This is a genomic window from Ruegeria sp. C9, assembly GCF_056537585.1.
The window spans coordinates 1-26,713 of record NZ_JBQFRU010000007.1 but is presented as its reverse complement, the minus strand read 5'-3'; the positions used below and the strand labels follow the sequence as shown (position 1 = coordinate 26,713).

The window sequence follows — 26,713 nt, the reverse complement described above, 5'->3', positions numbered from 1 at the left end:
CATACCAATATGGTGTTTCACGAGGCGAAACCAAAGGCTTTGAGGCCATCAAGAATGAACTGAACCGACAGTGCAGCCAGCAGCATACCCAGCAGCCGTGTCAGCACGTTCAGCCCGGTCTTACCAAGAATACGGGCGATCATGCCGCCGGCCAGAAAGAACACAAATACAACCAACATGACGGCAAGCATAACAGCGCAGGCCGCTGCGATCCCAGGGACGCCCGGGTTTTGTCCGGCCAAAAGAATGATTGTTGCGATCGATCCAGGGCCCGCGATCAGGGGTATGGCCAGGGGGAAAACCGAAGGGTCAGAATGATCTTCTTCCTCGGCGCGGTCCTCGCGGCGTTTGGTACGGCGGTCGAACAGCATGTCCAGCGCAGTCAGAAACAAAAGCGCGCCACCTGCAACGCGGAAGGCTTCCATCGAGATGCCGACGAATCCAAGAACCGCTTCACCAAAAGCGGCAAAGGCGATCAGGATGAAAACCGCGGTCAGGCAGCTGCGAATGGCAATCTTACGGCGTGTGGCCGCATCCATGTCCTGCGTCAAGGCAACGAAAATTGGCGTGGTTCCGAAAGGGTCGATCACCACAAACATCGTGGTGAAAGCCGTTATGAAAAAGGCCATGTCGATCATGCTGCGCTCTCTGCCTGTTCCAACCGTTCTGCGGCGGCGACCCATAGGGCTTCAGCCTTTTGCATGGCTTCGACCACCTCGGCGAATTTGCGGTTCCAGGTTTCCAGATCGTTGATCCGGTCATCTTCATAAAGCGCAGGATCCGCCAGCTTGGCAGAAAGCTTGTCGTGCATATTGGTCAGTTTCTCGACCCGGTCTTCGCATTTGCGCAGATCCGCACGCAGCGCCAATACGGTCTCGCGTGACGCACGTTTGGGTTTGGGCGCCTGTAGTTTATCTTTGACCGGTTTCTCGCGGGCCAGCAAAAGAGCGCGATAGGCCTCAAGATCGCCATCGAATGGCTTCACGGTGCCATCCGAGACCAGCCATAGCCGATCAGCGACAAGCGACAGTAGGTGCATGTCGTGGCTGACCAAGATGACCGCGCCGGAATAGGCAGTCAGCGCTTCGACCAGCGCTTCGCGGCTTTCGATGTCCAGATGGTTCGTCGGTTCGTCGAGGATCAGCATATGCGGCGCGTCGATGGTGGCGATCAGTAGCGACAAGCGCGCCTTTTGTCCGCCCGACAGGCGACCGACCAGCGTTTCCGCCTGATCCGCGTTCAATCCGAACCCCGCCAGACGCGAGCGCCACTTGCCGGGCGCCTCATTGGGGCGTAGGCGGCGCAGGTGATCCAATGGTGTTTCGTCAACATGCAGCTCATCTACTTGATGCTGCGCGAAATAGCCGATGCGCAGCTTGGAGCTTCGGGTCATTTTACCCGCCATCAGGGGTAGGCGGTCAGATAGCAGTTTCGAAAGGGTCGACTTGCCCTGACCATTCTTGCCTAGCAGAGCGATGCGATCATCCTGATCAATACGCAGGTTCAGTCGTCGCAGAACCTCGGTCTCACCATAACCGGTCACGCCTCCTTCAAGCTGAATGATCGGTGGCGACAGCTCTTCTGGCTCGGGGAATGAAAAGGCGCGCAAAGCCGCCTCTTGCGGAGTTGAAACCAGTTGGATGCGCTCGATCATCTTCAAACGAGACTGGGCCTGTACGGCCTTTGACGCCTTATAGCGGAAACGATCCACGAAACTTTGCAGATGTGCGATGCGGGCCTTGGCCTTGGCGTTTTCCGACTCCGCTTGTGCCAGACGTTCAGCGCGACGTTCGGCAAACTTGTCGTAGGGAACCGCGTAATAAGTCAGCTTGCGGTCTTCGAGATGCAGAATTGATCCCACGGCGCGGTTCAACAACCCCCGGTCGTGGCTGATGATGATGACGGTGTGAGGGTATTTGGCCAGATAGCTTTCAAGCCACAACGCACCTTCAAGGTCCAGATAGTTGGTCGGTTCGTCCAACAGCAACAGGTCAGGCTGCGAAAACAGTACGGCCGCCAGCGCTACCCTCATGCGCCATCCGCCCGAGAAATCCGAACAGGGTTTCAGCTGATCCTCATCGTCAAAGCCCAGTCCTTTGAGGATCGAGGCTGCCCGAGCCTCAGCCGACCAAGCATCAATATCAGCCAGCCGTGTCTGGATTTCAGCAATGCGGTCCGGATCTATTGCGCTGTCTGCTTCGGCCATCAATGTGCTGCGTTCCACATCCGCGGCCAGAACCGTGTTGATCAGCGAGACATCCGAGGATGGCACCTCTTGCGCCACACCGCCGATCCGCGCGCGTTTTGGCAGGGATATATTGCCTGATTCAAGCGACAGCTCGCCCCGGATCAACCGAAAGAGCGTCGTTTTCCCGGTACCATTGCGCCCGACAAGGCCGACCTTGTGGCCATCGGGAATGGTCGCACTGGCCCCGTCGAACAGAGGACGGCCTTCAACGGCGTATGTGATGTTCTCGATCCGTAGCATGAGGCGCTCTTATCAGAGCATCCAAGACGCCGCCAGAGGTCACCATGTTCAAGCCAGAAGCAATGTGTTAGCGCTGTTCCGGTTCGTCTTCCAAACGGTTTCGATATGCGTGCGGCTCAATCTCCTCCGACCCTGATAACGCTGATCTTTGCAACGGCGCTCTCGGTTCTGACACTGAACATGTTCCTGCCGTCGCTGGCGCATATGAGCGAAGATTTCGGCGTGGATTATGGCCTGATGAACGTGGCCGTCGCAGGATACCTATTTGTCTCGGCGGTCTTGCAGTTGATCGTCGGGCCGCTGTCGGATCGCTACGGGCGAAGACCTGTCTTGTTGATCGCGATGGTCATATTTGTCGCCGCTTCAATTGGATGCGTCTTAGCCGAGTCAATCTGGGTTTTCCTTTCGTTTCGGTTGATTCAGGCGGCGGTGGTGGCCGGGCCGGTGCTGTCGAGTGCTTCGATCCGCGACCGATATCCACCAAACGAGGCCGCGAGCAAGCTGGGCTATGTCGCAATGGCCATGGCACTGGCACCGATGCTTGGGCCAATGCTAGGTGGCGCGCTGGATATGCTTTTTGGTTGGCGGGCCGGGTTCGTGCTGTATTCGCTGCTTGGGGCAGGGGTGCTGTTGCTGCTTTGGGCTGACATGGGTGAAACCAACACCAACCGCTCGTCGACTTTCGCGGCGCAGATGCGGGAATACCCGCATTTGTTCCGCGCGCGTAGGTTCTGGGGTTACGCCTTATGCGCCGCGTTCTCCATCGGCGGTTTTTTTAGTTTTATCACCGGCGCGCCTCTGGTCGCCGCAGCCTTGTTCGATCTGAGCCCAGCAATGCTGGGTCTGGGCATCGGGATCATTACTGGCGGTTTTATGGTCGGCAACTTTGTTACAGGGCGCATCGCAAAGCGTACCCAGCTGACGACAATGATCTTGTTCGGTCGGGTCGTGGCCTCGGTTGGGCCATTTTGCGGGCTGCTGCTGTTCATCGGCAATATGGGCTCGGTCTGGGTGTTTTTTGGATCCGCCATCTGCGTTGGTTTCGGAAATGGTCTTACCAATGCAAATGCCTCGGCCGGGGTGATGTCGGTACGCCCGAAATTGGCTGGCAGCGCGGCCGGCTTATCAGGCGCTTTGATCGTGGCGCTGGGGGCGGTCTTGACCATGATGACCGGGACGTTCGTAAGCCCCGAAAACGGGCCTTATCTGGTGCTGAGCATGATGTGCGGCAGCAGCTTTGCTGGTCTTTTAGCAGTGCTCTATGTCCGTCGTTTGGATCGTACCGACCCACTGCCTGAGGCGATCTGAGCGATAAACGATCATAACGCTTTTCATGAGGCAAATACCATGTTAGGCGGCGCGCGATGGATTTCGGCGCGGGTGTCGCGCCCTAAAGTCAAGGAGAGGCCGACATGGCACTGGAACGCACATTCTCGATCATCAAACCCGATGCAACCCGCCGCAACCTGACTGGCAAGATCAATGCCAAGTTCGAAGAAGCTGGCCTGCGCATCGTCGCGCAAAAGCGCATCCACATGACCAAAGCCCAAGCTGGCAAGTTCTATGACGTGCACGCCGAGCGTCCGTTCTATGACGAACTGTGCGAATTCATGTCGTCGGCCCCTGTTGTTGTTCAGGTTCTGGAAGGCGAAGGTGCCATTGCAAAGAACCGCGAAGTCATGGGCGCAACCAACCCTGCAGACGCAGCACCTGGCACCATCCGCGCCGAGTTCGCTGAATCGGTCGGCGAAAACTCGGTCCACGGTTCGGACGCACCGGAAACTGCCGCGGTTGAGATCGCCTACTTCTTCTCGGGCATCGAACTGGTCGGCTAATCGGCCGTCAGATCCTAGCTTTGGGCCGCACCCCATATCGGGTGCGGCCTTTCTTATGAGGGCAGGGCTCAAGAGTGTTTGTCCGCATTGCTATTGTTGACAGGAGCGAAATGCCGTCATGAGCACAAACAAACGCATTGTTCTTTCCAGTGATCACGCTGCAATCGACCTCAGGCAGGCTATCTCTGCTTACGTTGAAGCCGAAGGTTGGGAGGCCGTAGATATCGGCCCGACCACATCGGAAAGCACTCATTATCCCGAACACGGAGCTGCCGCAGCGCGCCTTGTGGCTTCGGGTGATTGTCGCTTTGGTATCATCTTGTGTGGCACCGGTCAGGGTATCATGATGGCGGCGAACAAAATCAACGGCGTCAGATGTGGCGTTTGCAGTGATGTCTTTTCGGCCCAGATGATCCGTCAGCACAATGACGCAAACATGCTCTCGCTGGGGGCGCGGATTATCGATGAAAAGCAAGCACTGGAAATCACGGCTGCTTTCCTGACATCCGAATTCGAAGGTGGTCGCCACGCAACGCGGGTCGATATGATCGGGGCGCTCGAAGCCTAGTCTGCCGCCAAATCCTTGGCTGAAATTCGCACGCCCAAAGCATCAAGATCGGCAATCATCTGATGCTTTGGCGCTATGCTGACTCCGGCTTTGATCGCATCGAATCGTTCGCGCAAGGCTTTCTTTTCCTCGCCCTTGCAGTCGTTCCAAGGGCGGCCTTGCAAGCCCATGACCAGCACATAATAGCCGATGAAATGAGGGCGCGTTCCGGCCTGTAACAGGCGCGCATATGCCTCGTCTGCTCCCAACGCTCGCAACTCCTGAGCTGTCATAATGCCCGCTCGTGCGCAGGCTTGTTCGAATGCCGGGCCAAGATTGCGGATGGAGGAGATCGGATCAGACATGCCTTGTCTTATCCCGCCCGATGCGGCCTGTCACCCGCTCAAGGTTGTTTGCGGCTTCCCTTTCCGCTACCCAAGCATTGGAGGGGTCAAGAATGAACGATCTAAGCCTAGAGAATGTCGCGCAAAATCTGGACCTGATGAACCCGCACGAGGGGTTTGTCAACGACCCGTTCCCCTTTTACGATGCACTGCTTGAGCATGCGCCAGTATTGCGACAGCCGGACGGTTCCGTGTTGTTGTCGCGCCATGCGGATCTGGATGCCATTTATCGCAACACGACGCTTTATTCCTCGGATAAGGAGGCGGCGTTTGGCCCTAAATTCGGTGTTGGCTCGCCGTTATTCGAACATCATACAACTTCATTGGTGTTCTCCGACCCGCCTTTGCACGCGCGTGTGCGCAAGATCATGACCTCAGCCCTGACGCCCCGGGCAATCGCGCGGATGGAGCCGGGTCTGATCGAAACCGTTGATACGCTGCTGGATGATATGGCGGGCAGGGGGCAGGTTGACCTGATCGCGGATTTTGCTTCGACCATTCCGATCCAGATCATCGGCAATCTGCTGGATGTACCGATGAACGAACGCGCGCCTCTGCGCGATTGGTCGTTGGCCATCCTTGGTGCTTTGGAACCCGCTTTGACAGAAGCTCAGCTGGAAAAGGGCCACACTGCTGTTCGCGAATTCAAAACCTATCTTCAGGATCTTGTTGCCCGTCGTCGCGCAAAACCGGGAGATCCGGAAACAGATGTTCTGACACGTCTGATCCGTGGCGAAGGCGCGGATGAGATGCTGAGCGAGATTGAGCTTCTGCAAAACTGCATCTTCATACTGAACGCGGGCCACGAAACGACCACCAATCTGATCGGCAATGGGCTGGCGCTGCTTCATGACTATCCAGAACAACGCCAAAGGCTGTTGGAAGATGTCGAATTGATTGCTCCGGCGGTTGAAGAGGTCTTGCGCTTTCGGTCGCCCAACCAATTTGGCAACCGGGAAACTACGGCAGATGTTGAAATCCGAGGGCATCAGATCGCCAAGGGAACGAACCTGCATCTTTGTATCGGGGCAGCGAACCGTGATCCCGAGGTGTTCGCCGACCCGGCCCGGTTTGACATCACACGCAAACCGAACAGGCACCTAGCCTTCGCGGGCGGGCCGCATGTTTGTGTTGGCCTGACCTTGGCGCGTCTTGAAGGTCGCGTTGCATTGGGCCGGTTGTTGAATCGTTTTCCCGATTACCAGATTCAAGGAAAACGGGTGCAGGGTGGTCGCATTCGCTTTCACGGATACGCTTCCTTGCCTGCAGTTATGTAATTTTATCAAGGCTATAGTAGATGTTCTTCATGTAATTACGAATTGCGTGACAACTTCAGAGTTGTCTCAAGCCCTGGCTTCCGGTTACGCGCAAGAAATGTGCCGCCGTGCATATGCGAAATTGCCGCCACAAGCGCCAGTCCAAGACCGGCATTGCGGCCTGTCCTTGCAGGATCAAGCGTCACAAACGGCATCTGCAATCGGGGCAGATCGCTTTCGGGTACGCCAGGGCCCCGGTCGCGAACGCTGAGTAACGCATAGTCGCCGTTGTCTTGAATTTCGATGGTGATCGCTGTGCCGGGCGGGGCGTAGCGCATGGCGTTTTCAAGAAGGTTCGACAGTGCTTGAGACAGCAGAGGGCGATGGCCTTGGATTGGGTCCGCGTTTCCAACGACCTCAAGTCGGATGTTCTGATCAGACGCGACAGGTTCGTATAACTCAACCACGTCACCGACCAGTTGCAAAAGCTTTACCGGTTCAAATTGTTCGCGGCCCAGACCGGCCTCGGCGCGCGAAATCTCGGTCAGTTGGCTGAGAACGCGCAGCAGGTGATCAATCTCGCCAGACGCGCGCGCCATGTCGATCTCGCGATCTTGATCGCTTTTGCCGGGCTCAGCCAGGGATTCGACCCGTTGCCGCAGTCGCGACAGGGGAGAGCGCAGGTCATGAGCAATAGAATTGGACGTTGTGCGCAGGTTGCTGATCAGTTCTTCAATACGATCCAGCATGTTGTTCAATGTGGCCGCGACCTGATCGAATTCATCGCCCGTGCCTCGTAGAGGCATGCGCAGAGCTAAATCTCCGGAAACGATATTGTCGGCTGTATTGGCGATGTCTTTCAGTCGTGAAAACACCAGCCGGGTCAGCAGCCAGCCGGTCAATAAACTCAGCGCCAATGCCGTGGCAAGTGCCAGCGCGACAGACCGGAACAGAACCCGGTCGAATTGCTGTCTAGCCAATGAATCACGCCCGACAAGCAGCCTCTCACCACCCGGCAGCCGGACTGAAGCGGCAGAGATCGGGACATATTGATCCGTATCTTCTTTGCGAAGCTGAAGATCGACCCAGCCGCTGCCCGGAGTTATCCCTTCCGGCCAATGCGTCAGGTTGCCCGCCAGTTTCGTGCCTTGCCGACCTGTCAGCAGGTACAAGGCATCCCGCTCAGCCGCTGTCGGCAAACGGCGGTCGATGGCAGAGATCAACCCGATCATGCCACGCCGTTCATATTCATCTGCGAGGCCCGTAAGCTCGGCCTGAACGACCGAACGCGTCTCGCCTGAAATCGTGCGATTGGCCGTAAAATACACCATCGTCAGAACGGTCGCCGTCAGCAAAGTGCTAAGCACCATGCTGGCCAGAACCAACCGAGTACGAGAGTTTTTCAGCGACAGGCGCAGGTTATCCATCCGAAACCATGTATCCGGCGCCTCGGACTGTTTCAATCACCGGGTCAGCTCCGTCTTCATCAAGTTGGCGGCGCAGTTTCGAAATATGGACGTCGACCACGTTGGTGTTCGGGTCAAAGTGGTAATCCCACACACCTTCAAGCAACATCGTGCGCGAGACGACGCGGTTTTTTCGGCGCAGAAAGAACTCCAGAATTTGAAATTCGCGCGGAGTCAGGGTGATTTCACGACCGTTGCGTGTGACCTTGCGGGTCAACAGATCCATTTCGAGATCGCGGCAGGCAAGGGTCGGCGTTTCTTCGGCTTCTTGCGGTCGACGCAACAGGGCTTCGATCCGGGCATGAAGTTCCTGGAATGAAAATGGTTTGACCAGATAATCGTCTGCGCCCGCGCGGAGGCCTTTGACTCGCTCGTCCACTGCACTCATGGCGGTTAACATCAGAACAGGTGTTTTCAACCCAGCCGCACGCATTGACTTAATCAGTGATAACCCGTCCAACCCGGGAAGCATTCGGTCCAGTACGACCGCATCAAATCCGCCGTCAGTTGCGTGGTACAGGCCTTCGCGGCCATCTGATGCGACTTCGACAACATAGCCTTCTTCACCAAATCCCTTGGCAATGAAGTCCCGTGTGTCTTGGTCATCTTCAACGATCAACAAGCGTCTGCTCATGGTCAGGGCTCCTTCCCAATGGGATTTAAACACACATACTCTTTGAAAAAAACATGCCGGGTGCAAAGGTGCACCCGGCTGTTCCGGCGGCACGTGGACAATCCGTGCCTGCCAGAATAAGCGCTCCAGATTTCCCCATCATGTGGCGCGCTTAGGTGTAGGGTTAGGCGATTTCGACCGCGACGAAGATCTGGTTGCCACCGCGATTGATCAAAACCAGAGCTGGATCCGTCTTTTCGTTCTCCAGCGCTTCTTTCAAAGCGTCTGGCGTAACGGTATCCAGATTGCCCAGTCGAACGATCACATCACCACGCTGCAATCCGGCCTTGGCCGCAGGGCTTTCGGGCTCCAGATCGGTGACAACAACACCATCGACGTTCTCGGCCACGCCAATCTCGGCGCGGGCGGTTTCGGTCAGCGGTGCCACGGTTACGCCCAGCGACGTACCTTCGAACTTGTCTTCAACCACGCTATCGGTAGCCGCCGAGGCTGACTGATGCTGACCGATTGTCAGTTCGATCTGTTCTTCTTTGCCATTTCGAAGAACAGTCAGCGTGCTATCAGTACCTACCTTGGTCGTGCCAACCAGGATCGGAAGATCGCTACTGGAATCAACGGCTTCGTCATTGAAGGTCAGGATCACGTCACCTTGCTGCAGTACGCCATCGGCCGGGCTGTCAGGTACAACATCCGATACCAGCGCACCTGTTGCCGTATCGATACCCATCGCAGCAGCCAGTTCGGGGCTGACATTCTGGATCGACACTCCCAACCAACCGCGGCTGACCTCGCCGTCATCGCGCAGATCAGCCGTGATGTGATCTACAATATTCGAAGTCACCGCAAAGCCGAGTCCGACTGAGCCGCCGCTGGGCGAATAGATCGCCGAGTTCACACCGATCACCTCACCATCCATGTTGAATAGCGGACCACCCGAGTTGCCTTTGTTGATAGCAGCGTCGGTCTGGATGAATTCGGCGTAGGGGCCTTCCGAAATATTGCGCCCCTTCGCGGAAACAATACCGGTCGTAACGGTTGCATTCAGGCCAAACGGGTTGCCGATGGCGACGACGTCTTCGCCTACGCGAATGACGTCGCTGTCACCCATTTGAACGGCTTGCAGGTCTTCTCCTGCGTCGATTTTAAGCACGGCGATGTCCGTAAGCGGATCTGTACCAACGATTTCAGCTTCGAATGTGCGGTTATCGCTCAGACGTACGGTCACTTCGCTGGCGTTGTCGACAACGTGGTGGTTGGTGACGATGTATCCCGCCTTATCAAGTACAAAGCCTGATCCCAAACCCTGGCTGGGGCCTCGCTGCGGCATGTCAAATCCTTCAGGACCGCCGAACCGTTTAAAGAACTCGCCAAAGGGATGGTTTTCTAGGTCGAACTCCTGACCTTGTGTAGGGCGTGGTTTGGCATCTTGCTTGGCGGTGATCGTGACCACCGAAGGCGAGACGGTTTCGACCAGATCGGCCAGAGCCTCGTCTGCCATTGCGGGCAGGGCGGTCGTGGCCATCATGGCCGCGCCCAGTGCGGTAGCTCCCATCCAGCTGGATGTGCGTGGAATAAGCAGTGAGGATTTACGGATGCTCATTTTGACTCCTGTCTATTTCGGCGGTTGATCCCGCGCATTGAGACAGGAGATGCACTGGCAACCTTGGGATATCCTGAGAGAAATATTAAGAAACCTTAATTTCGCCACGTTTCGCCGCTTTAATGACTCCGTTCAAGGTGCTCGGGTAGCAAGAATCAGCTTGGGTGCTATGTGGCGAATCGGTGGATTGTTGCCGATAAAGTCAATAATTTCGAAAAAGCATTGAATTGATTCATTTTTGTTAACAAAGAAACGACGCTTTTGCGGTCTCAAAAATACTTCTCCTAAAAGTTGCGTGAGATGGAGTGTTCAAATTTCGAACACGCCCGTCGATGCCTTTGAAATAGGTAAGTTAGCAGTATTCTAAGTGCGCAACTGACGGAAACTTCTGGAAAAAGTATAAGACGATGCAACCATTGGTAGAATCCAGAGTGTTGCATTGTTGCTCAAAAGCCAGTGCACCTGCGCTGAAATTTACCATTTCATCCAATTTTACATTGTTTGAACGCATCGGATCAGCGACATTGGAGTTGCCCAAGTGAGGGGGGCCTTAGGCACTAGGGGGTGTCAAAGGCGCATCTCAGTCTCCATAGCGCTGAGCGGCATGTTAACGAGGGGGTCTTGTTTAGGTTCAGCAGCACAACGTCGGGAAGCCTGATTGGCGATCTGACCGCGCTTTAGAGATTGGTGAAAGTGGTAGTCCTGTTTTTGGGCATGCGACCCGGTCATTATTGACCGGGTCGCGTTTATTTGAGGGGCTGCTTTTGCGGTCGGCCCGCATTCCAACGGGTCCAATCGGCGGGTGTATCCAAATCAAGCAGCGCATTCTGGGCGGGCAGGCGATGCAGATGAACCTTGCCCTTGTAGCGTTGCACGACAATCTGCGCGCCGCTGTCACCGTTCAGTTCCGAAAGCTCTGAAAATAGAGAACGATCAAAGACGACAGGATGGCCGGGAGCGCCTTCGTCAGTAGCCCCACGCCATATCAGATTGTCAGGGTGGGTTTTGACTGATCGGAGAACGCTGTTCAGGTCTTGGGTTGTGAGGTCCGGAAGGTCCGATAACAGGATCATGACCGCAGGTGCATTTGCTGGAATGGAGGCCATTGCGCCTCTCAAACTGGCATTCATGCCTTCTTGCGCATTTGGGATTTCGACCAGTTGCACATCGAGGCCGTCCAGCACCGTATATCGGGGATGTGGGGCCGGGGGCAGGGCGATGATAACGTGACCTGCGGCAAGTGCCCGCTGAGCCACTCGGCGCAGAAGCGGCACGCCTTCAATCGGTTGCATTAACTTATCAGCACCACCCATGCGGCTGGATTGCCCGGCAGCGAGCAGGATGATGGGAATCTGGGTCATTTCGCAAGCATGCCGTCGGTGGATTAATAAGTCATCCCCGCATTCTTGCGCCATCGGGATCGAAAAGTAGGGTCGTGATGACACGCGCATTGTGCATCTGACCTAGAATTTCAATTTCAACCGCACGTCCCTCGGTGGCCTGTTCAGTCGGGAGGAACCCCATGGCAATCGACTTGCCCGCAAAGTGCGAATACCCACCAGATGTACAGAAGCCGACAACAACGCCGTCTAACCAGATCGGTTCGTACGCGTTTACATCTGCATCTGCCGCGTCGACCTCAAAAGCCACCAAGCGGCGATCAGCGCCAGATGCGCGCTCGGCCTCGGCCGCTGCTCGGCCTATGAAATCGCTGCTCTTGGAGAATGAGATAAACCGATCCAACCCGGTTTCTGCCGCTGTATAGTCGGGTGAAAATTCTCGCATCCACGAGCCAAAGAACTTGTCCAGACGCAGACTCATCATTGCGCGCATGCCAAATGGGGTCATGTCATGAGCTTGACCCGCTTGCCACAAACTCCACCAGAGTTGCCGTTGGGCCATTGGGTCGCAATAAATCTCATAACCCAGATCGCCGGTATAGCTGACACGCTGAACGATGCAGTCCGTCATGCCAATTGTCATCTTGCGCACGTCGAGGAACCTGAGCGAGTTGACTGCTTCTCGGGTGCAGGCCGACAAAACCTCGGTGGCCTTGGGGCCTGCGATCTGAAACCCATTCAACCGGTCGCTGATGTTCTCGATGCCCACGCCATGGTCCTGGTTTTGCAGGAACCAACGCATATGAAATGCCTGACTGCCGTAGGAGGCGGTCAGGTGAAAAAGGTCGTCGCCCAAGCAGGAGACGGTGAAATCCCCGATCAGCTTACCTTTATGCGACAACATTGGCGTCAGTGAAACGCGGCCTGGTTTGGGTATGCGGCCCGCCATGATGCGATCCAGCCATGCACGAGCACCGGCACCGGTAATACGGTATTTTCCGAAATTGTGGACTTCGTTGATCCCAACACCTCCACGCACGGCACGAACTTCGCGGCCGGTGGCCTCAAAGGCGTTGGAACGGCGGAACGAGGGTGTCTCGAAATCCGGTTCATCGCCCTGGGCAAAGTAGTTTGGTACTTCCAGCCCGTATTGCTGCCCCCAAACGGCACCGAGATCGCTGAAGATGTCGTACATTGGTGTGGTTCGGTTGGGACGCGCTGCAGGCAGTTCCTCGTTCGGATAAGCGACGCTGAACCGCTTCTGATAGTTCTCGATCACCTTGGGGCGCGTATAGCCCGGGCCGATCCAATCGCCAAACCGCGCCACATCCATGGCAAACACATCGCGTTCGGGTTCGCCTTCGATCATCCATTGAGCAAGGGTCAAGCCAACACCACCGCCTTGGCTGAAACCGGCCATGACACCGCAGGCTGACCAGTAGTTCCGCACTCCAGGCACCGGACCGACCAGAGGGTTGCCATCCGGGGCAAAGGTAAACGGCCCATGGATGACGGATTTGACACCCGCCTCAGCGAGAACAGGGAAGCGTTTGTAGGCGAATTCGATGCTATCGGTGATCTTGTCGAAGTCATCGGGCAGCAGTTCATGGCCAAACTCCCACGGGGTGCCGTCGACCGCCCAGGGCTTGCAGGGCTGTTCGTAAAATCCGATGCACAGTCCACGCCCTTCTTGCCGCAGGTAGCTTTCACCAGCGGGGTCCATCACATGCGGGTGCTCGCCACCTGCGTCGATGATGGCCTCGATCTCGGGTATGTTATCGGTGACCAGATATTGATGCTCCATCGGATGTAACGGGAAATAGATCCCGGCCATCGCACCGACCTCGCGCGCCCACAATCCGCCCGCATTGACGATATGTTCGGCGTGAATTGTACCCTTGTCGGTCACCACGTCCCAAGTTCCGTCCGGGCGCTGGTTGGTCTCGCGCACCATGCAATGTGTTTCGATCGTAGCCCCGCCCATACGCGCGGCCTTGGCGTATGCGTGTGTTGTACCCGACGGATCAAGATGCCCGTCCAGCGGATCATACAGTGCACCAAGGATGCCATCGGTGTTGGTGATCGGAGCAATTTTTTTGATCTCCTCTGGCCCGACAATCTCGGTCTCAAGACCCATAAATCGGTGCTTGGCGCGTTCGGCGAGTAACATGTCGAACCGGTCTTGATTGTCGGCCAGCGTGACGCCGCCGACGTGGTGCAGGCCACACGACATGCCCGTGATCTCTTCCAGCTCTTTGTACAGCCGGATGGTATAACCCTGCAGGGCGGCCATGTTTGTGTCACCGTTCAGGGTGTGAAACCCGCCCGCCGCATGCCAGGTCGAACCGCTGGTCAGCTCAGACCGTTCCAGCAGCATCACATCCGACCAACCGAGCTTGGTCAGGTGATAGAGGACCGAGCATCCGACAACGCCGCCTCCGATAACTGCGACACGGGTGGTGGTTTTCACGATGTTTCTCCCTCGGCTTTTGGCCGAGCCTGCCGAGGGCTCTGGCGTATTACTGTTCCGTTCGCGACACCGCGCGTCGTTTGCTGAATACGCATGCTGTAGGGCTTAGAGAGGACGAACCTTGAGGGCGGTGATCCTGTTGCCTTCGCGGGCCGTGACCTCAAACCGGAAACCGTGGAACGAGAATACTTGGCCCACAATGGGGATCATCTGAGCCTCGTGGATCACCAACCCGGCCAGCGTGTTGGCTTCTTCATCCGGCAGCGACCAGTCTAGCGCGCGGTTGGCGTCGCGGATGGTCATCGCGCCTTCGACCAGATACTGGCCGTCGTCAGATCGGGTAACTGGGACATCTTCGTCGATGTCGAACTCGTCTGCGATCTCGCCCACGATCTCTTCCAGAATATCTTCCAGCGTGATCAGCCCGCGCAGCGATCCATATTCGTCAACAACAAGCGCGAAATGGCTGTGCATGCGAAGAAACTCACGCATTTGGTCGTCCAGAGTGGTGGTTTCGGGCACGAAATAAGGATCGTTGGCAACCTTCGCGATGTCGAAATTCTTAAGCCGCTCTGGATCACCATCGGCGCCACCTACCTGCGCATACATTGCGCGGAACAAGTCTTTGGCGTGCACGACACCCACGATGTTTTCCTGTTCTTCACGGAACACAGGCAGGCGGGTGTGTGGGCTTTCCAGACACTGTTTCAGGATCGCCTCGGGTTCGTCATCCGCATCGATCATCTCGATATTCGAGCGGTGAAGCATGATCTCTTCCACCGCGCGGTCGCCAAGATCGAGCGCGCCCAGAATACGGTCGCGATCTTCTTTTTCGACCACACCTTCGGAATGGCCCAGTTGCAATGCGCCAGCGATTTCTTCACGGACCGCAAGGATGTTGCTATCAGGGTCGATCTGTACGCCGAACAGGCGCAATACACCGCGCACCAGCAGTCGGACGGCAGCCACCACCGGCGAGAACACCGTTACGACGACGCTGATAACGGGTGCCACCAAGGCGGCGGCTTTTTCGGCGTTGGTAATCGCGTAGGTCTTGGGCAGCACCTCGGCAAAGATCAGCACCAGAAGGGTCATCACGAGCGTCGCCAGCGCCACACCGCTTTCGCCGAACAGGCGGGTAAACAGGGCGGTTGCCAACGAAGCGGCAAGGATGTTGACAAGGTTGTTGCCGAGAAGGACCGAGCCGATCAGACGTTCGTTATCATCGGTGATTTCCAGCGCTTTTTTCGCCCCGCGCGAGCCTTTGTCAGCCTGCGCTCTCAGCTTGCCACGCGATGATGCGGTCAGCGCAGTTTCGGAGCCCGAGAAAAAGCCCGATAGGACAAGGAGAAGAAGAATGGATCCTGTCGTGATCCAGAATGCGCCATCAAGCAGAGAAGGAGTGGGTTCCATTGGTCCTAGGTTGTTCGTGTTGCTGCATTCGTTATGGGGGTGCGGGCCCGGCCAATCAAGGGGTTAGCCCTGATCTGTGGTGTCGTCTTTGGCCAGCGGGTGGTGTTCCAACACCAGTTCCGACAATCGCTCATCCAGAACATGCGTATAGATCTCGGTCGTCGCCACATCGGCATGGCCCAACAGCGTCTGGATCGATCGCAGATCCGCGCCATTGGCAAGCAGGTGCGTCGCAAACGCATGGCGTAGCGTGTGAGGTGTGACTTTTTCAGGCGAAACACCGCCTTCGATCGCCAGTTCCTTGACCAGCAGAAAGAAGCGATGCCGCGTCAAGTGCCCGGACTTCCCGCGCGACGGGAACAGGAAACGCGACGCTTGCCCCCCTTTGGAAATGGCTTTTTCCTCGGCCGTATCGCGGGCTTGCAGCCAGTCTGCCAACGCCTCGCGGGCAGGGGGGGACAGCGGAACCATCCGTTCTTTCCCACCTTTGCCGAGGACCAGCAGCATGCGGGGATCACCTCTGGCTGAACTGACCGGCAGCGACACCAGTTCTGTCACCCGCATCCCCGTCGCATAGAGCAGTTCCATCAGGCACGTGTTGCGAATTTTGTCTGCGTCGGAACGACCCGTGCGCCGCGCTGCTGCAAGCAGGCGGTCAACTTCGGGCACGTCCAGTGTCTTAGGCAATCGCTTGGGGCGCCCAGGTCCCTTGATCTGGATGGCCGGGTTGCTTTCGCGCCAGCCTTCTTCGAAAGCAAATCGATACAATTGTTTGATCGCCGACAACCGCCGTGCCCTTGTCGAGCGCGACAGGCCCTGCGCATCGCAATCGATCAGGTAACCTTCAATCCGATCGCGATCCGCTTCGGAAAAGCCCGATTTCCGACGCGTCAACCAATCAGAGAAATCTTTCAGATCCCGGCCATAGGCGAGCAGGGTGTTGGTGGCAGCGCCAAGCTCGGCAGCTTGCGCTTCGAGGAAGGTGGAAATCCACAGCTCCTGAGACGCGGGCGCGGTCATGCTCAAGCCCCGTTCAAGATCATCAACTGCAACGCGGCCCGACGTGCGGTGTCTTCAAGACCCACGCGGCGGAACGCAGCGATTGCAGCGGTCAGGTCGACCAGATTGCCGCGCGCGCCATGGGCGAACAATTGCATCGTTTCCAGAATGGCTTCGCCCAATTGATCGTTACTCAGCAGCCCGTCGATATCCGAAGGGATGGGCGCGGACCAGGCAAAGCCCTGCGAAATGGCATCCGCCAGAGGGGTTGGCGACGGCGCGCGTTGCGGATCGCCCTGTGCCAGGGCGGCCAGAAACATATTCGCATCGGAACCTTCGGGCACATCTTGCGCTGCGTCTTCATAAAGCTCGGACAACAGCAGAATACGCCACCGCAGATTCTTGGCGGCCGAACCTGATAGTTTCATTGCTGCCAGACGCGGGGCAAAAAGTTCGGCAAACGGAACCTCAAGCCCGACGGTTTTCATCTGAGCCCAGACCTCAACAAGAGTTTTGGAAACTGCCTCGGGATTTCCGGTTTCCAATGCGGTTTCGAACCGTTGGATGGCAGCCACGCGGTCCCAGACAGCACCCGAAGCAGCCGGCGAACGTTCGGTATATAGGCCAAGCAACTGATTGGGTGTCAGCGCGCCAATCCGCGTCAATCGTTCAGCAGCTTCGACCTGAGCTTTCCAGCCCGCCACATCGCGCAGATCGGCATTGGCGAACGCCCGTGGCAGTGAAGCCGTGGGCAAACGTTCACCAATGGCTTCGAACAGACGGAACGTAAGCGGATTCGGGTCGTCGGGCTGAGGAAGATACTCAGCCCCTTCGAACAATTCCGGGCTGAGAAAGCGATCGAGCAAGGCAAGCTGGTCTTCGGGAAGCACCTGCAGCGCATGAGCGGCTTCGAGCGTCAGCGCGGCTGAGGCCCAATCTCCACGACGGGCCTTGCAGAATATCTGCGCCGCGTAATCCCGAGACAAATTCGGCTGCGCGATCAGCGCGGTGCAACTCCGGTCTTCGTCACCCGTCAGCAAAGTTGCATCGAACCAGCGTTTGAAACGAGCTTGCGTATCGGTCGGACCGGCCAGCTGAACCAGAGATTGTACCGGATCGGATGCGCCCAATTGCATAAGGCGGTCCAGTCGCGCCATCAGCAATTTGTCTTCTGCCTGTCCTCCGCTCGGGGGACGTGCCTCGGAAAGGAGCAGGGTGAACAGCAGCCGCTGCATTGCGGGGTTGGACTTGACCCGCACCTGCGCGATCAGTTCCGCCAACCGATCCGCATCGCTGTTCTGCCACAAGTTGACCGGCAGACCTGTGACGGAAGAGGCCACCAAACCCAGCGGTGGCGACAGCGCCTCAAGCGGGGTGACCTGAATATCCGGCTGCAACCCTGTCTGGGTCACAGGCGGTTCCATCAGCACTGTGCCCGGTAGATTTTCTGGGGGGTCGGTCAGCCAGTCAATGATCGACAAGGGCTCCGTCGATTGTGCGTGCGCAGTTCCGGCTAGAAAAACCGCCAGAAGAGTGGTTCTAGTCGGCATTCAAGATGACCGGTTCGCGGACTTCACTTTGAGGAGCGGAAAAGTCCGCACCAAAAAACGGCCCGACATAGGCATACCCAACCAGCCCGATGAAACACAGGCAGATGAGGTAAATCAGGAACTTGATTAAACGGCCCATGGGTGAACGCTGCCTCAATTTTTGCTTTTGCCCAAGTTATAACTAGCATTTTTCTTAAGATCACGTCATTCACGACGAAATGAGCGAAATTAAGCATAACACGGTGCGTTCCGACACAGCGGCGCAGTTTCAACTGCACAAAACCGTCGTTTTGGTCGGAATGATGGGGGCTGGAAAGACTGCGGTGGGCCGGGCTCTGGCGGCTCGACTCGGTGTTCCCTTTCTCGATAGCGATTCCGAGATCGAATCGGCGGCCAACATGACCATCCCCGAGATCTTTGCCCGCGATGGTGAGGCGTTCTTTCGCAGCAAGGAAAGTCAGATCATCGGGCGGCTTCTGGACGAGGAAAAAGGCATCCTGTCGACTGGGGGCGGCGCGTTTCTGGCAGAGGGCAATCGAAAAATGATCTCAGATCGCGGTGCATCTGTTTGGTTGCGGGCCGATCTGAACGTGTTGTGGAATCGCGTCAAACATAAAGACACGCGCCCATTGCTGCGTACGGCAGACCCGTATGCAACGTTGCGCGGTTTGTACGAGGCGCGCGTGCCGATCTATGAACAGGCCGATCTGGTGGCTGACTCAGATGGCGAAACCGCAATCGAAGATATGGTGGATCGGGTGATCGCTGCATTGGTGACGCGCCCTGATATTTTGGAACGAATTTAATGCATCAAACCGTACATGTTGATCTGGCCGAGCGTTCATATGATGTTGAGATCGGTCCCGGCCTTTTGGCGCAATCTGGGGAACGGATTGCTCCACTGATAAAGCGTAAGCGTGTCGCGGTTCTGACGGATGAGACTGTCGCGGGCCTGCATCTGGATGCACTGCGTGAAGGCCTGGCCTCAGCCGGGATCGGGATGAATGCTCTGGCACTGCCAGCGGGTGAGGCCACCAAAAGCTGGCCGCATTTTGAGCGCGCGGTAGAATGGTTGCTGGCGGAGAAGGTCGAACGGAACGACATCGTCGTTGCGCTAGGTGGGGGTGTGATCGGTGATCTGGTGGGATTTGCTGCAGCAGTGATGCGGCGCGGGGTACGCTTTGTTCAGATACCGACTTCGCTGCTGGCACAGGTCGACAGCTCGGTTGGGGGCAAGACCGGGATCAATGCGCCACAGGGCAAGAACCTGATTGGAGCGTTTCACCAGCCGTCACTGGTGTTGGCCGACACGGACGTGCTGGGCACGTTACAGGCGCGGGACTTTCTCGCCGGATACGGCGAAGTCGTCAAATATGGACTGTTGGGCGATGCCCAGTTCTTTGAGTGGCTTGAAGACAACGGGCCTCTGTTAGCATCCGGCGACATGGCGGCGCGCGTGCAGGCCGTCACACGCTCGGTTCAGATGAAGGCCGATATCGTGGCACGCGACGAGACCGAGCAGGGCGACCGGGCGCTGCTCAATCTGGGTCATACTTTCTGCCACGCACTTGAGGCTGCAACCGATTATTCTGATCGATTGCTGCACGGTGAAGGTGTCGCCATCGGCTGTGCGCTGGCGTTTGAAACTTCTTCTCGGTTGGGGCTTTGCCCGCAAGAAGATCCAAGCCGTGTCAGGGCGCATTTGCGCGCCATGGGCATGAAGACTGATCTGGCCGATATTCCGGGTGAATTGCCGGATGCAGAAACACTGGTCGATCTGATGGCGCAGGACAAAAAGGTCGTGGATGGCCAGTTGCGTTTCATTATGGCACGAGGCATCGGGCAGGCATTCGTCACTTCAGAAGTGCCGCGCGAGACAGTGGTCTCGGTGCTTGATGATGCGCTGGCCGCCTGCTGAGATTCAGCGCCCCTGGATTACCATCAGCTCGCCGATGTTTTCGCGGGTGATATAGCCAACCATGTGTCCCGATTTGGTACAAACAGCAATTGCGGGTGCACCTTTATGCAGGCCATTCAGAACTTGGTCCAACCCGCTGGTGAGCGCGACTTGTGGTATGTTCTTATCCATAATCGACGCTGCAGGCTCGGATCGGGGATGGTCGCTTGCTAACGCTGCGAACAGTCGGTCACGGGTGACAAAACCCAAAAGGCTGCCATCCTCGGCCAAGACGGGAAACTCGTGCTGGGTCGTATGAATGACCGCTTGAGCCGCCGTCGCCAACGTATCATCGGGCGACAACGCCTTGAACTCGGTGATCATCGCATCCCGGGCCTTAACACGCCGCGCAACCGAACGTAGCGCAACGTCCTGGTTTTCGGAATTCGCGGCAATGAAGACAAAGACGGCGATCAGAACCAGTATCGGGTTGCCAGAGGTCAGCCCCAGAAAGCCAAGCCCGACCGCTACGATCTGACCGCCAAGGGCGGCGATCCGCGTGGCCTTGGCACGTTCCATCTTCATACATAGCAAGGCGCGGAATACACGCCCGCCGTCCATCGGAAATGCCGGGATCATGTTGAAGGCCGCCAGCAGCAGATTCACATAGGCCAGACGGCTCAATAGGTTCGTGCCTGCCGAGTCGATCTGGGCCAGCGATCCAAGTTGTATCCCCGCGCCTAAAACCACAAGGATGGCCCAGATGACGACGTTTACGGCCGGGCCTGCTAAGGCGACCCAAACCTCCTGCATCGGTTTTTCTGGCATCCGCTCAAGACGTGCCAGTCCACCGATTGGCAGCAAAGTGATATCAGGGGTGCGAATGCCGTATCGCCTTGCCATGAGCGCGTGACCGAATTCATGCGCGACGACACAGGCAAACAAAGCCAGAACGAACAGGATGTTGTTGAGCGCAGCGGGCCAACCGCCGCTGGAATACGCCGCAAAACCAACCCAGGCGAGCAGCAGGAAGAAGGTGACATGGACCCTCAGTTCCGAGCCGAGCAATCGGCCAAGTGAGAAGGACCATGCCATGTTGTTTCTCCGTTTGGTTTAGAACGGAATCTCGTCGTCATCGATGCCGCCGGATGCAGGGGCAGGGGCGCTGGACTGACCGCCATAGGGATCACCATAGCCTCCTCCGGCCTGACCACCGCCATAGCCACCACCGCCGCCACCGCCTTCACCGCGGGCATCCAGCATAGTCAGCTCGCTGCGGTAAGGGCGCAGGACAACCTCAGTCGAATAGCGATCCTGCCCCGACTGATCCTGCCACTTGCGGGTCTCTAACTGGCCCTCGACATAGACTTTGCTGCCTTTACGCAAATACTGCTCGGCAACGCGAACCAGAGGTTCCGAGAAGATGGCGACCGTGTGCCATTGGGTTCGATCCCGACGCTCACCAGTGTTGCGGTCTTTCCATGTCTCTGACGTTGCGATGCGCAGGTTGCACACCTTACCACCGTTCTGGAACGACCGCACCTCGGGGTCGGCACCGAGATTACCGATCAGAATGACCTTGTTGACTGAACCCGCCATATATTCCCTCGTTTTACTCTGACTGGATGGCGCCCGAATCTGGCGCTGTATTCTGCTGCCGACCCTATACGGGCTACGACTTGGTTGAAACATGATTGATCGTGCAACGGTGAGCAGGAAAACATTAGGACTGTCTTAACCAAGCTTTCATTTCCGGCTGATTTAACTATAATCTGATTGGTTGTTGAGGGTGCAGGATTGGCATTAATGCGTTTTCTGGTCGGTGGTATCTCGGTATTGGGTCTTTGTCTGACGTCGTTCGCGACGCAGGCAGAAACGCTGTCCACCAAGAATCGCAAGGCGATATTCCTCAAACAATCCAAGGTTTTGGATAATCGGGCCGCTACGCAATATCGCGGCTCTGAACGGCTTAAACCCAAGACCGAGCGTGGGAAATTCGTCAAGCGTTACACTGGTAACTATCGGGGCCAGTATCTCGATCATGCCAGAAAAGCAGCGCGGCAACATAATGTGCCGGAAGAACTTTTCCTGCGACTTGTTCAACAAGAAAGCGGGTGGAACCCGAATGCCAAATCCCACAAAGGGGCCTTGGGTCTTGCGCAACTGATGCCCCAGACCGCGCGGCTGCTTGGCGTCAATCCGCACGATCCGATCCAGAATCTGGAGGGTGGTGCGCGTTATCTTTCCTGGCAATACCGCAAGTTCAAGTCCTGGCGCCTTGCACTGGCAGCTTACAATGCAGGGCCCAAAGCAGTTGAAAAGCACGGCGGAATTCCACCCTACAAGGAAACCCAGAACTACGTAAAAGTGATCTGGGGGGGCTAGCTGCGCCGCAGCGTGTCTGTTTCTTGATCTACCGCCAAACGCTGTCCTAGTCTGATTGGATAACCTTTCGGACTTGTGCGAATTACGATGATCCAAGATCGACCCAACATACCACCCGAAACAATGGCGAACTGGCAGCGTTTGGTCGACCTTGTTTCGCAGCTGGCCGATGTGCCCGCCACTTTGATCATGAAGACCGAAGCGCCGGATCATGCGGTTCTGATCACATCGGATCATCCAGAAAACCCATACCCGGTCGGCATGAATTTTCGACTGAACCCGAAGCTCTATTGTCAGGGCGTTCTGGAACGCGACGGCGAATTTGTTGTCGAGGACGCAACCTGTGACCCGGCTTGGAGCGACAATGAGGACATGGAGCATGGAATGTCCTTCTATATCGGTTTTCCGCTGAAGTGGCCGGATGGTTCGGTATTCGGAACAATCTGCGTCTTGGACCGTCACCGCAATCGCCGAGCCTTGTTGTTTCGTGAAGGTTTGGCACAGTTTGCGCGCATGGTTGAATCGGATTTGGCTTTGATCCAAGAGGTTTACCTGCGCCGAGCGCTGGAAGTGAAGTTGAATGAAACTCTGGCGCAACTGGAGCACCGCGTTGCGGCGAGGACGCGGGAGCTGCAGGAAACAAACACGGCGCTACGGGTGCTGTTGACCAGTTTGGACGACGATCGGAAAGACCGGGATCAGGATATCGTAGATCAGGTTCGCACGATGGTGTTGCCATATCTGGACAAGTTGCGCGGGCTATTGACCGAAGGCGACGCCTCGCAAGTTTATCTGGAATTGGCCGAGCGTAATCTGCAAGAGATTACTTCAATGATTTCCGACAAGCTTTCGGATGCGTTTTCGGTCATGACGCCGACCGAGATCGAAATTGCTCAGCTGGTCATGTCGGGCAAAACCACGAAAGATATCGCCCGGGTGATGTCGCGCGAAACTTCTACAATTGATTTTCATCGTAACAATATTCGTCGAAAACTTGGCCTCGAAGGCCGTGACCAGAACTTGCGAAGCCATCTTTTGTCGATTTCGTGATTTCTGAATATGGGGATTTCCCCCATATTCCCCCCCGATTTTTCTGATCTGAGCAACCTGTGCCACGCGCGCTAGGCTGGTCGCAAGGGTGCGGACCAAGCCGGGCCTTTTCAACTCGGGAGGATAAAAAATGGATCGCAAAGATCTGAAACCCACAATTCTAAACGGAGAACGCGACACATTGGCAAGTGGTCTGTCGCGTCGATCGTTCTTTATGGCTGCCGGGGCCGCCGGTGTCGGTGCAGGGGCCTCACTGTTGGGTAGCAAACCGGCCGAGGCGCAATCGCAGGCCTGGCTGCAGCCTGGCAATAATAACCACGTAATCGATCTACAGGGCTCGACTGGTCAGGCAAGCACGGGAGCGGTTGGAATCGATTATTACGGTCACTGCGCGATTAAAATCACCTCTCCAAACGGAGCGACCGTGTTGTTTGATCCTTGGCGCGATGATCCCTCCGGCGCATGGGGCCTGTGGTTCCGCAACGAGTTCCCGCAGATCCCAGTTGATATCACTATGTCCACTCATGCTCATTTTGACCATGACGCTATCGAGCGGCCAAGTTCCACAATGGTTTTAGACAGGATGGCGGGCAATTTTGAATTTGCTGATCTTAAGATCACAGGTTTTGCTGACAAACATGCCTGCGTTGCGCCGGGTTGGTACGAATGGACCAACGCCTTGGCCGAGTTTGGCGCGGAAGCTTGTCCGCCCAACAACGTCGGACATATGGATATGGTGGTCTACCTTGTCGAAACCGGAGGCATTCGCACCTTGATCTGGGGCGACAACCGCCACAATCCGCCTCAGGAGTTCTGGGATGCTATAGGACAGGTAGACGTGCTGACTTTGCCCGTCGACGGATCGGAACACATCCTTAGCTTCGATCAGGGCAACGATATTGTCGCCAAGCTCAAGCCCAAGATCATCATCCCGACGCACTACCTCAATGAGGTTACGTCATACACGCTTACGACGCTGCAGGCCGCAGACGATTGGGTCAAAAGCCAGCAGAGTTACAAGATGCTCGACAGCGCCAGTCTAAAACTGGAAGCCGGAGATGTGGCGGGTATGAATCAGGAGTTCATGCACTTCGGCAACAACGTGATGACGGGCTGATTACGATCAGAAACTGCCACTCACCCACGACCTGCGTCGCCTGTCTCCCCACTAAACGTGACGCAAATTGAAAGGGCCGGTCTTTGACCGGCCCTTTTCTTTCGTTTGCGCGGATCTATTCGGCCGCAATTTTGATAACCGGCTCCATTTTGGACAGAATGTCTTCGGCAAGGTGACATTTCACCTGATGACCATCCGCAAGTGTTTGCACCGGAGGCACATGGGATTCGCATCGCCCATCCGGCACTTCTGATTTCCAGCGACAGCGTGTTTGGAACGGGCAACCCGGCGGCGGGTTCATGGCCGAGGGGATATCGCCCTCAAGCACGATGTGCTGTTTTTCGATCGATGTGTCCGCGATTGGAACCGCACTTAGCAATGCCTCAGTGTAGGGATGATAGGGTGGGCTAAAGACCTGATCGGTGGTGCCCAGTTCAACCACATGCCCCAGATACATCACCATCACACGGTCACTGAGATAGCGTACGATTGAAAGGTCGTGACTGATGAACAGCAGCGTGGTTTTGTGCTCGCGCTGAATCTCCATCAACAGGTCCGTAACGGCAGCTTGTACGGATACGTCCAGCGCCGAAACCGGTTCATCCGCAACCACGATCCGTGCATCACCGGCAAAGGCGCGGGCGATACCGACGCGCTGCTTCTGACCGCCTGATAGCTGGCGTGGCATCCTGTCCGCGAAGGCGCGGGGCAATTTCACGAGATCCAGCAGTTCCAGCATCCGCTTCTTGCGATCGGCCTCGGAGTCACCGACGCCAAAGATTTCCAGCGCCCGGATGATTTGACGGCCTACGGTCATCGACGGGTTCAGCGTGTCGAACGGGTTCTGAAACACCATCTGCACTTCGCCAACGGTCTTGGCGTCGCGTTCTTCGATGGGCACGTCCTCGATATTGCGGTTGTCCAGCAGGATCTGCCCGTCGGTGGCCGTTTCCAGCCCCATCAAGACCTTCGCAAAAGTGGATTTGCCGCAACCGGATTCGCCGACAATGGCAAGCGTCTCGGATTCATGCGCTTCAAAGCTTAGCGTCTCATTGGCCTTGACCACTTTGGTCTCACCACCGCCGAACAATGCATTCGCAGCCACCTCATAGTATTTCTTGAGGTTGTCCATTTTTAGAACAGTCCGGCCAATCTCGCCTTTCTCTTTCTGCTCACCAACGGTGATTGGCGCGTTCCAGTCGATTTCCTGAAATTTCAAGCATCGCGTATGGTGTCGGTCGTTGCCCGGTACCGCCTCCATCAGGATATCCTTAGCGTCACAGCGACCTTCTTCGAAATAGTCGCAGCGCGGACCAAAGTTACAGCCCGGAGGCCGCTCATGGGGCAGGGGAAAGTTCCCAGGTATGGCGACCAGTGGGCGCGAGTTCTTGTCAGCGCCCGGCAGCGGGATCGAGCGGAACAGCGCCTGCGTATACGGGTGCTGCATCTCGTCGAATACATCCTTGATCGAGCCGCGCTCGACGGCCTCACCTGAATACATCACGCACAGCCGGTCGCAGGTTTCCAGCACCAGACCCAGATTGTGCGAAATGAACAGCATCGAGGTGCCGTATTTCTTGCCCAGATCCTTGACCAACTCGACCACGGCGGCCTCGACCGTCACGTCCAGAGCGGTTGTTGGCTCATCCAAGATCAACAAGGCAGGTTTCGACATCAGCGCCATCGCAATCACGATCCGCTGCTGCTGACCGCCTGACAGCTGATGTGGGAACGAGTTCAGCATCCGCTCAGGGTCGGGCAGGCGTACATCGGTGACCACTTCCAACGCACGAGCAAAGGCCTCTTCTGCACCAACACCCTCATGAATCATTGGCACTTCCATCAGCTGTTTGCCGATCTTCATCGCCGGATTCAGCGATGCCATCGGCTCCTGATAGATCATCGCGATTTCATTGCCACGAATGTCGCGCAGCTCCTCAGTGGTCATTTCACCCAGATCACGCCCCTTGAACTTGATCGAGCCACCGACGATGCGGCCATTCTTGCCCAAATCCTGCATGACACCCAACGCCACGGTAGATTTCCCACAACCTGATTCACCCACCAGACCGACGGCTTCGCCGGGTTGCACACTGACCGAGAAATCCATCACGGCAGGGATCTCACGAAGGCGGGTAAAGAAGGAAATCGAAAGCTTGTCGATCTCCAGGATTGGCCCGTCATAATCCGCCAGTTTGTTCATCTTATTACTCCTCGCGAGAGTCCGGGGGTTCCCCTTCATCTGGCTAAAAATATCTAGGG

24 protein-coding genes are annotated in these 26,713 nt (G+C 56.6%); 9 read left to right on the top strand and 15 right to left on the bottom strand.

Features of this window, described 5'->3' with window-relative positions; translation table 11 throughout:
- Nucleotides 1–17: 17 nt before the first annotated feature.
- Together ACR0NE_RS17825 and ACR0NE_RS17820 are read right to left on the bottom strand one after the other, a co-directional pair.
- A complete protein-coding gene (locus ACR0NE_RS17825; protein WP_170393323.1) occupies nt 18–638 on the bottom strand; it encodes a MarC family protein in 621 nt (206 codons plus the stop codon).
- Complete coding sequence (locus ACR0NE_RS17820) at nt 635–2,488, bottom strand: ABC-F family ATP-binding cassette domain-containing protein (protein ID WP_170595857.1); 1,854 nt, start codon at nt 2,486–2,488, stop codon at nt 635–637. Before ACR0NE_RS17820 ends, ACR0NE_RS17825 begins: the two co-directional genes overlap by 4 nt.
- Before the next feature lie 105 nt (nt 2,489–2,593).
- Between ACR0NE_RS17820 and ACR0NE_RS17815 the strand changes: the two genes are divergently transcribed.
- The 3 genes from ACR0NE_RS17815 (at nt 2,594) to rpiB (ending at nt 4,891) form a co-directional block, all read left to right on the top strand.
- Entirely contained in the window at nt 2,594–3,796 is a 1,203-nt protein-coding gene (locus ACR0NE_RS17815) for a multidrug effflux MFS transporter (RefSeq protein ID WP_170595855.1), read from the top strand.
- A 104-nt stretch (nt 3,797–3,900) separates the two neighbouring features.
- The gene (gene ndk / locus ACR0NE_RS17810; RefSeq protein ID WP_008757405.1) at nt 3,901–4,323 is read left to right on the top strand and encodes a nucleoside-diphosphate kinase; all 423 of its coding nucleotides are present in this window, start codon (nt 3,901–3,903) and stop codon (nt 4,321–4,323) included.
- 118 nt (nt 4,324–4,441) lie between these two features.
- A complete protein-coding gene (gene rpiB / locus ACR0NE_RS17805; RefSeq protein WP_170405254.1) occupies nt 4,442–4,891 on the top strand; it encodes a ribose 5-phosphate isomerase B in 450 nt (149 codons plus the stop codon).
- Here rpiB and ACR0NE_RS17800 read toward each other — a convergent pair.
- Entirely contained in the window at nt 4,888–5,235 is a 348-nt protein-coding gene (locus ACR0NE_RS17800; protein WP_170595853.1) for a TfoX/Sxy family protein, read from the bottom strand. The genes rpiB and ACR0NE_RS17800 overlap by 4 nt on opposite strands.
- 92 nt (nt 5,236–5,327) lie before the next feature.
- Between ACR0NE_RS17800 and ACR0NE_RS17795 the strand changes: the two genes are divergently transcribed.
- On the top strand, nt 5,328–6,551 hold the full coding sequence (locus tag ACR0NE_RS17795) for a cytochrome P450 (RefSeq protein WP_170595851.1): 1,224 nt from the start codon (nt 5,328–5,330) through the stop codon (nt 6,549–6,551).
- A 35-nt stretch (nt 6,552–6,586) separates the two neighbouring features.
- On the opposite strand, the gene ACR0NE_RS17790 is transcribed toward ACR0NE_RS17795, so the two are convergent.
- The 9 genes from ACR0NE_RS17790 to ACR0NE_RS17750 all read right to left on the bottom strand — a co-directional run bounded on the left by ACR0NE_RS17790 (nt 6,587) and on the right by ACR0NE_RS17750 (nt 18,141).
- A complete protein-coding gene (locus ACR0NE_RS17790; protein ID WP_170595849.1) occupies nt 6,587–7,957 on the bottom strand; it encodes a sensor histidine kinase in 1,371 nt (456 codons plus the stop codon).
- Complete coding sequence (locus ACR0NE_RS17785; RefSeq protein ID WP_170393316.1) at nt 7,950–8,630, bottom strand: response regulator transcription factor; 681 nt, start codon at nt 8,628–8,630, stop codon at nt 7,950–7,952. Before ACR0NE_RS17785 ends, ACR0NE_RS17790 begins: the two co-directional genes overlap by 8 nt.
- Before the next feature lie 163 nt (nt 8,631–8,793).
- Entirely contained in the window at nt 8,794–10,230 is a 1,437-nt protein-coding gene (locus ACR0NE_RS17780) for a DegQ family serine endoprotease (protein WP_170421237.1), read from the bottom strand.
- Nucleotides 10,231–10,976: 746 nt separating this feature from the next.
- Nucleotides 10,977–11,591 (bottom strand): nucleotidyltransferase family protein, encoded by a 615-nt coding sequence (locus ACR0NE_RS17775; RefSeq protein ID WP_170595847.1) that lies wholly within the window; start codon nt 11,589–11,591, stop codon nt 10,977–10,979.
- Between the two features lie 31 nt (nt 11,592–11,622).
- Nucleotides 11,623–14,040, bottom strand: coding sequence for a GcvT family protein (locus tag ACR0NE_RS17770; protein WP_170595844.1), 2,418 nt, complete (start codon nt 14,038–14,040; stop codon nt 11,623–11,625).
- 105 nt (nt 14,041–14,145) lie between these two features.
- Nucleotides 14,146–15,453, bottom strand: a complete 1,308-nt coding sequence (locus ACR0NE_RS17765) for an HlyC/CorC family transporter (RefSeq protein WP_170393312.1) — start codon at nt 15,451–15,453, stop codon at nt 14,146–14,148.
- 63 nt (nt 15,454–15,516) lie between these two features.
- A complete protein-coding gene (locus ACR0NE_RS17760) occupies nt 15,517–16,473 on the bottom strand; it encodes a site-specific tyrosine recombinase XerD (protein WP_170595842.1) in 957 nt (318 codons plus the stop codon).
- Nucleotides 16,474–16,475: 2 nt separating this feature from the next.
- Complete coding sequence (locus ACR0NE_RS17755; RefSeq protein WP_170595840.1) at nt 16,476–18,002, bottom strand: hypothetical protein; 1,527 nt, start codon at nt 18,000–18,002, stop codon at nt 16,476–16,478.
- On the bottom strand, nt 17,992–18,141 hold the full coding sequence (locus tag ACR0NE_RS17750; protein ID WP_170393309.1) for a hypothetical protein: 150 nt from the start codon (nt 18,139–18,141) through the stop codon (nt 17,992–17,994). Before ACR0NE_RS17750 ends, ACR0NE_RS17755 begins: the two co-directional genes overlap by 11 nt.
- 79 nt (nt 18,142–18,220) lie before the next feature.
- On the opposite strand from ACR0NE_RS17750, the gene ACR0NE_RS17745 reads away from it, so the two are divergent.
- Together ACR0NE_RS17745 and aroB are read left to right on the top strand one after the other, a co-directional pair.
- On the top strand, nt 18,221–18,808 hold the full coding sequence (locus ACR0NE_RS17745; RefSeq protein WP_170393308.1) for a shikimate kinase: 588 nt from the start codon (nt 18,221–18,223) through the stop codon (nt 18,806–18,808).
- Entirely contained in the window at nt 18,808–19,920 is a 1,113-nt protein-coding gene (gene aroB / locus ACR0NE_RS17740) for a 3-dehydroquinate synthase (RefSeq protein ID WP_170595838.1), read from the top strand. The genes ACR0NE_RS17745 and aroB overlap by 1 nt, the downstream gene beginning before the upstream one ends.
- Nucleotides 19,921–19,923: 3 nt before the next feature.
- Here the strand turns inward: aroB and ACR0NE_RS17735 are convergent, their stop codons facing one another.
- Both ACR0NE_RS17735 and ssb read right to left on the bottom strand, forming a co-directional pair.
- Entirely contained in the window at nt 19,924–20,994 is a 1,071-nt protein-coding gene (locus ACR0NE_RS17735; RefSeq protein WP_170595835.1) for a site-2 protease family protein, read from the bottom strand.
- 18 nt (nt 20,995–21,012) lie between these two features.
- Nucleotides 21,013–21,498 carry a single-stranded DNA-binding protein gene (ssb, locus tag ACR0NE_RS17730; RefSeq protein ID WP_170393305.1) on the bottom strand — a complete coding sequence of 162 codons (486 nt, stop codon included), beginning with the start codon at nt 21,496–21,498 and terminating at the stop codon, nt 21,013–21,015.
- Nucleotides 21,499–21,705: 207 nt separating this feature from the next.
- Between ssb and ACR0NE_RS17725 the strand changes: the two genes are divergently transcribed.
- The 3 genes from ACR0NE_RS17725 (at nt 21,706) to ACR0NE_RS17715 (ending at nt 24,451) form a co-directional block, all read left to right on the top strand.
- Complete coding sequence (locus ACR0NE_RS17725) at nt 21,706–22,284, top strand: lytic transglycosylase domain-containing protein (protein ID WP_170405293.1); 579 nt, start codon at nt 21,706–21,708, stop codon at nt 22,282–22,284.
- 87 nt (nt 22,285–22,371) lie between these two features.
- Nucleotides 22,372–23,334, top strand: a complete 963-nt coding sequence (locus ACR0NE_RS17720; protein WP_170595833.1) for a LuxR C-terminal-related transcriptional regulator — start codon at nt 22,372–22,374, stop codon at nt 23,332–23,334.
- A gap of 130 nt (nt 23,335–23,464) precedes the next feature.
- Nucleotides 23,465–24,451 (top strand): MBL fold metallo-hydrolase, encoded by a 987-nt coding sequence (locus ACR0NE_RS17715; RefSeq protein WP_170393302.1) that lies wholly within the window; start codon nt 23,465–23,467, stop codon nt 24,449–24,451.
- A 115-nt stretch (nt 24,452–24,566) separates the two neighbouring features.
- Here ACR0NE_RS17715 and ACR0NE_RS17710 read toward each other — a convergent pair whose 3' ends face one another.
- The gene (locus ACR0NE_RS17710) at nt 24,567–26,654 is read right to left on the bottom strand and encodes an ABC transporter ATP-binding protein (RefSeq protein WP_170595831.1); all 2,088 of its coding nucleotides are present in this window, start codon (nt 26,652–26,654) and stop codon (nt 24,567–24,569) included.
- Nucleotides 26,655–26,713 lie beyond the last annotated feature (59 nt).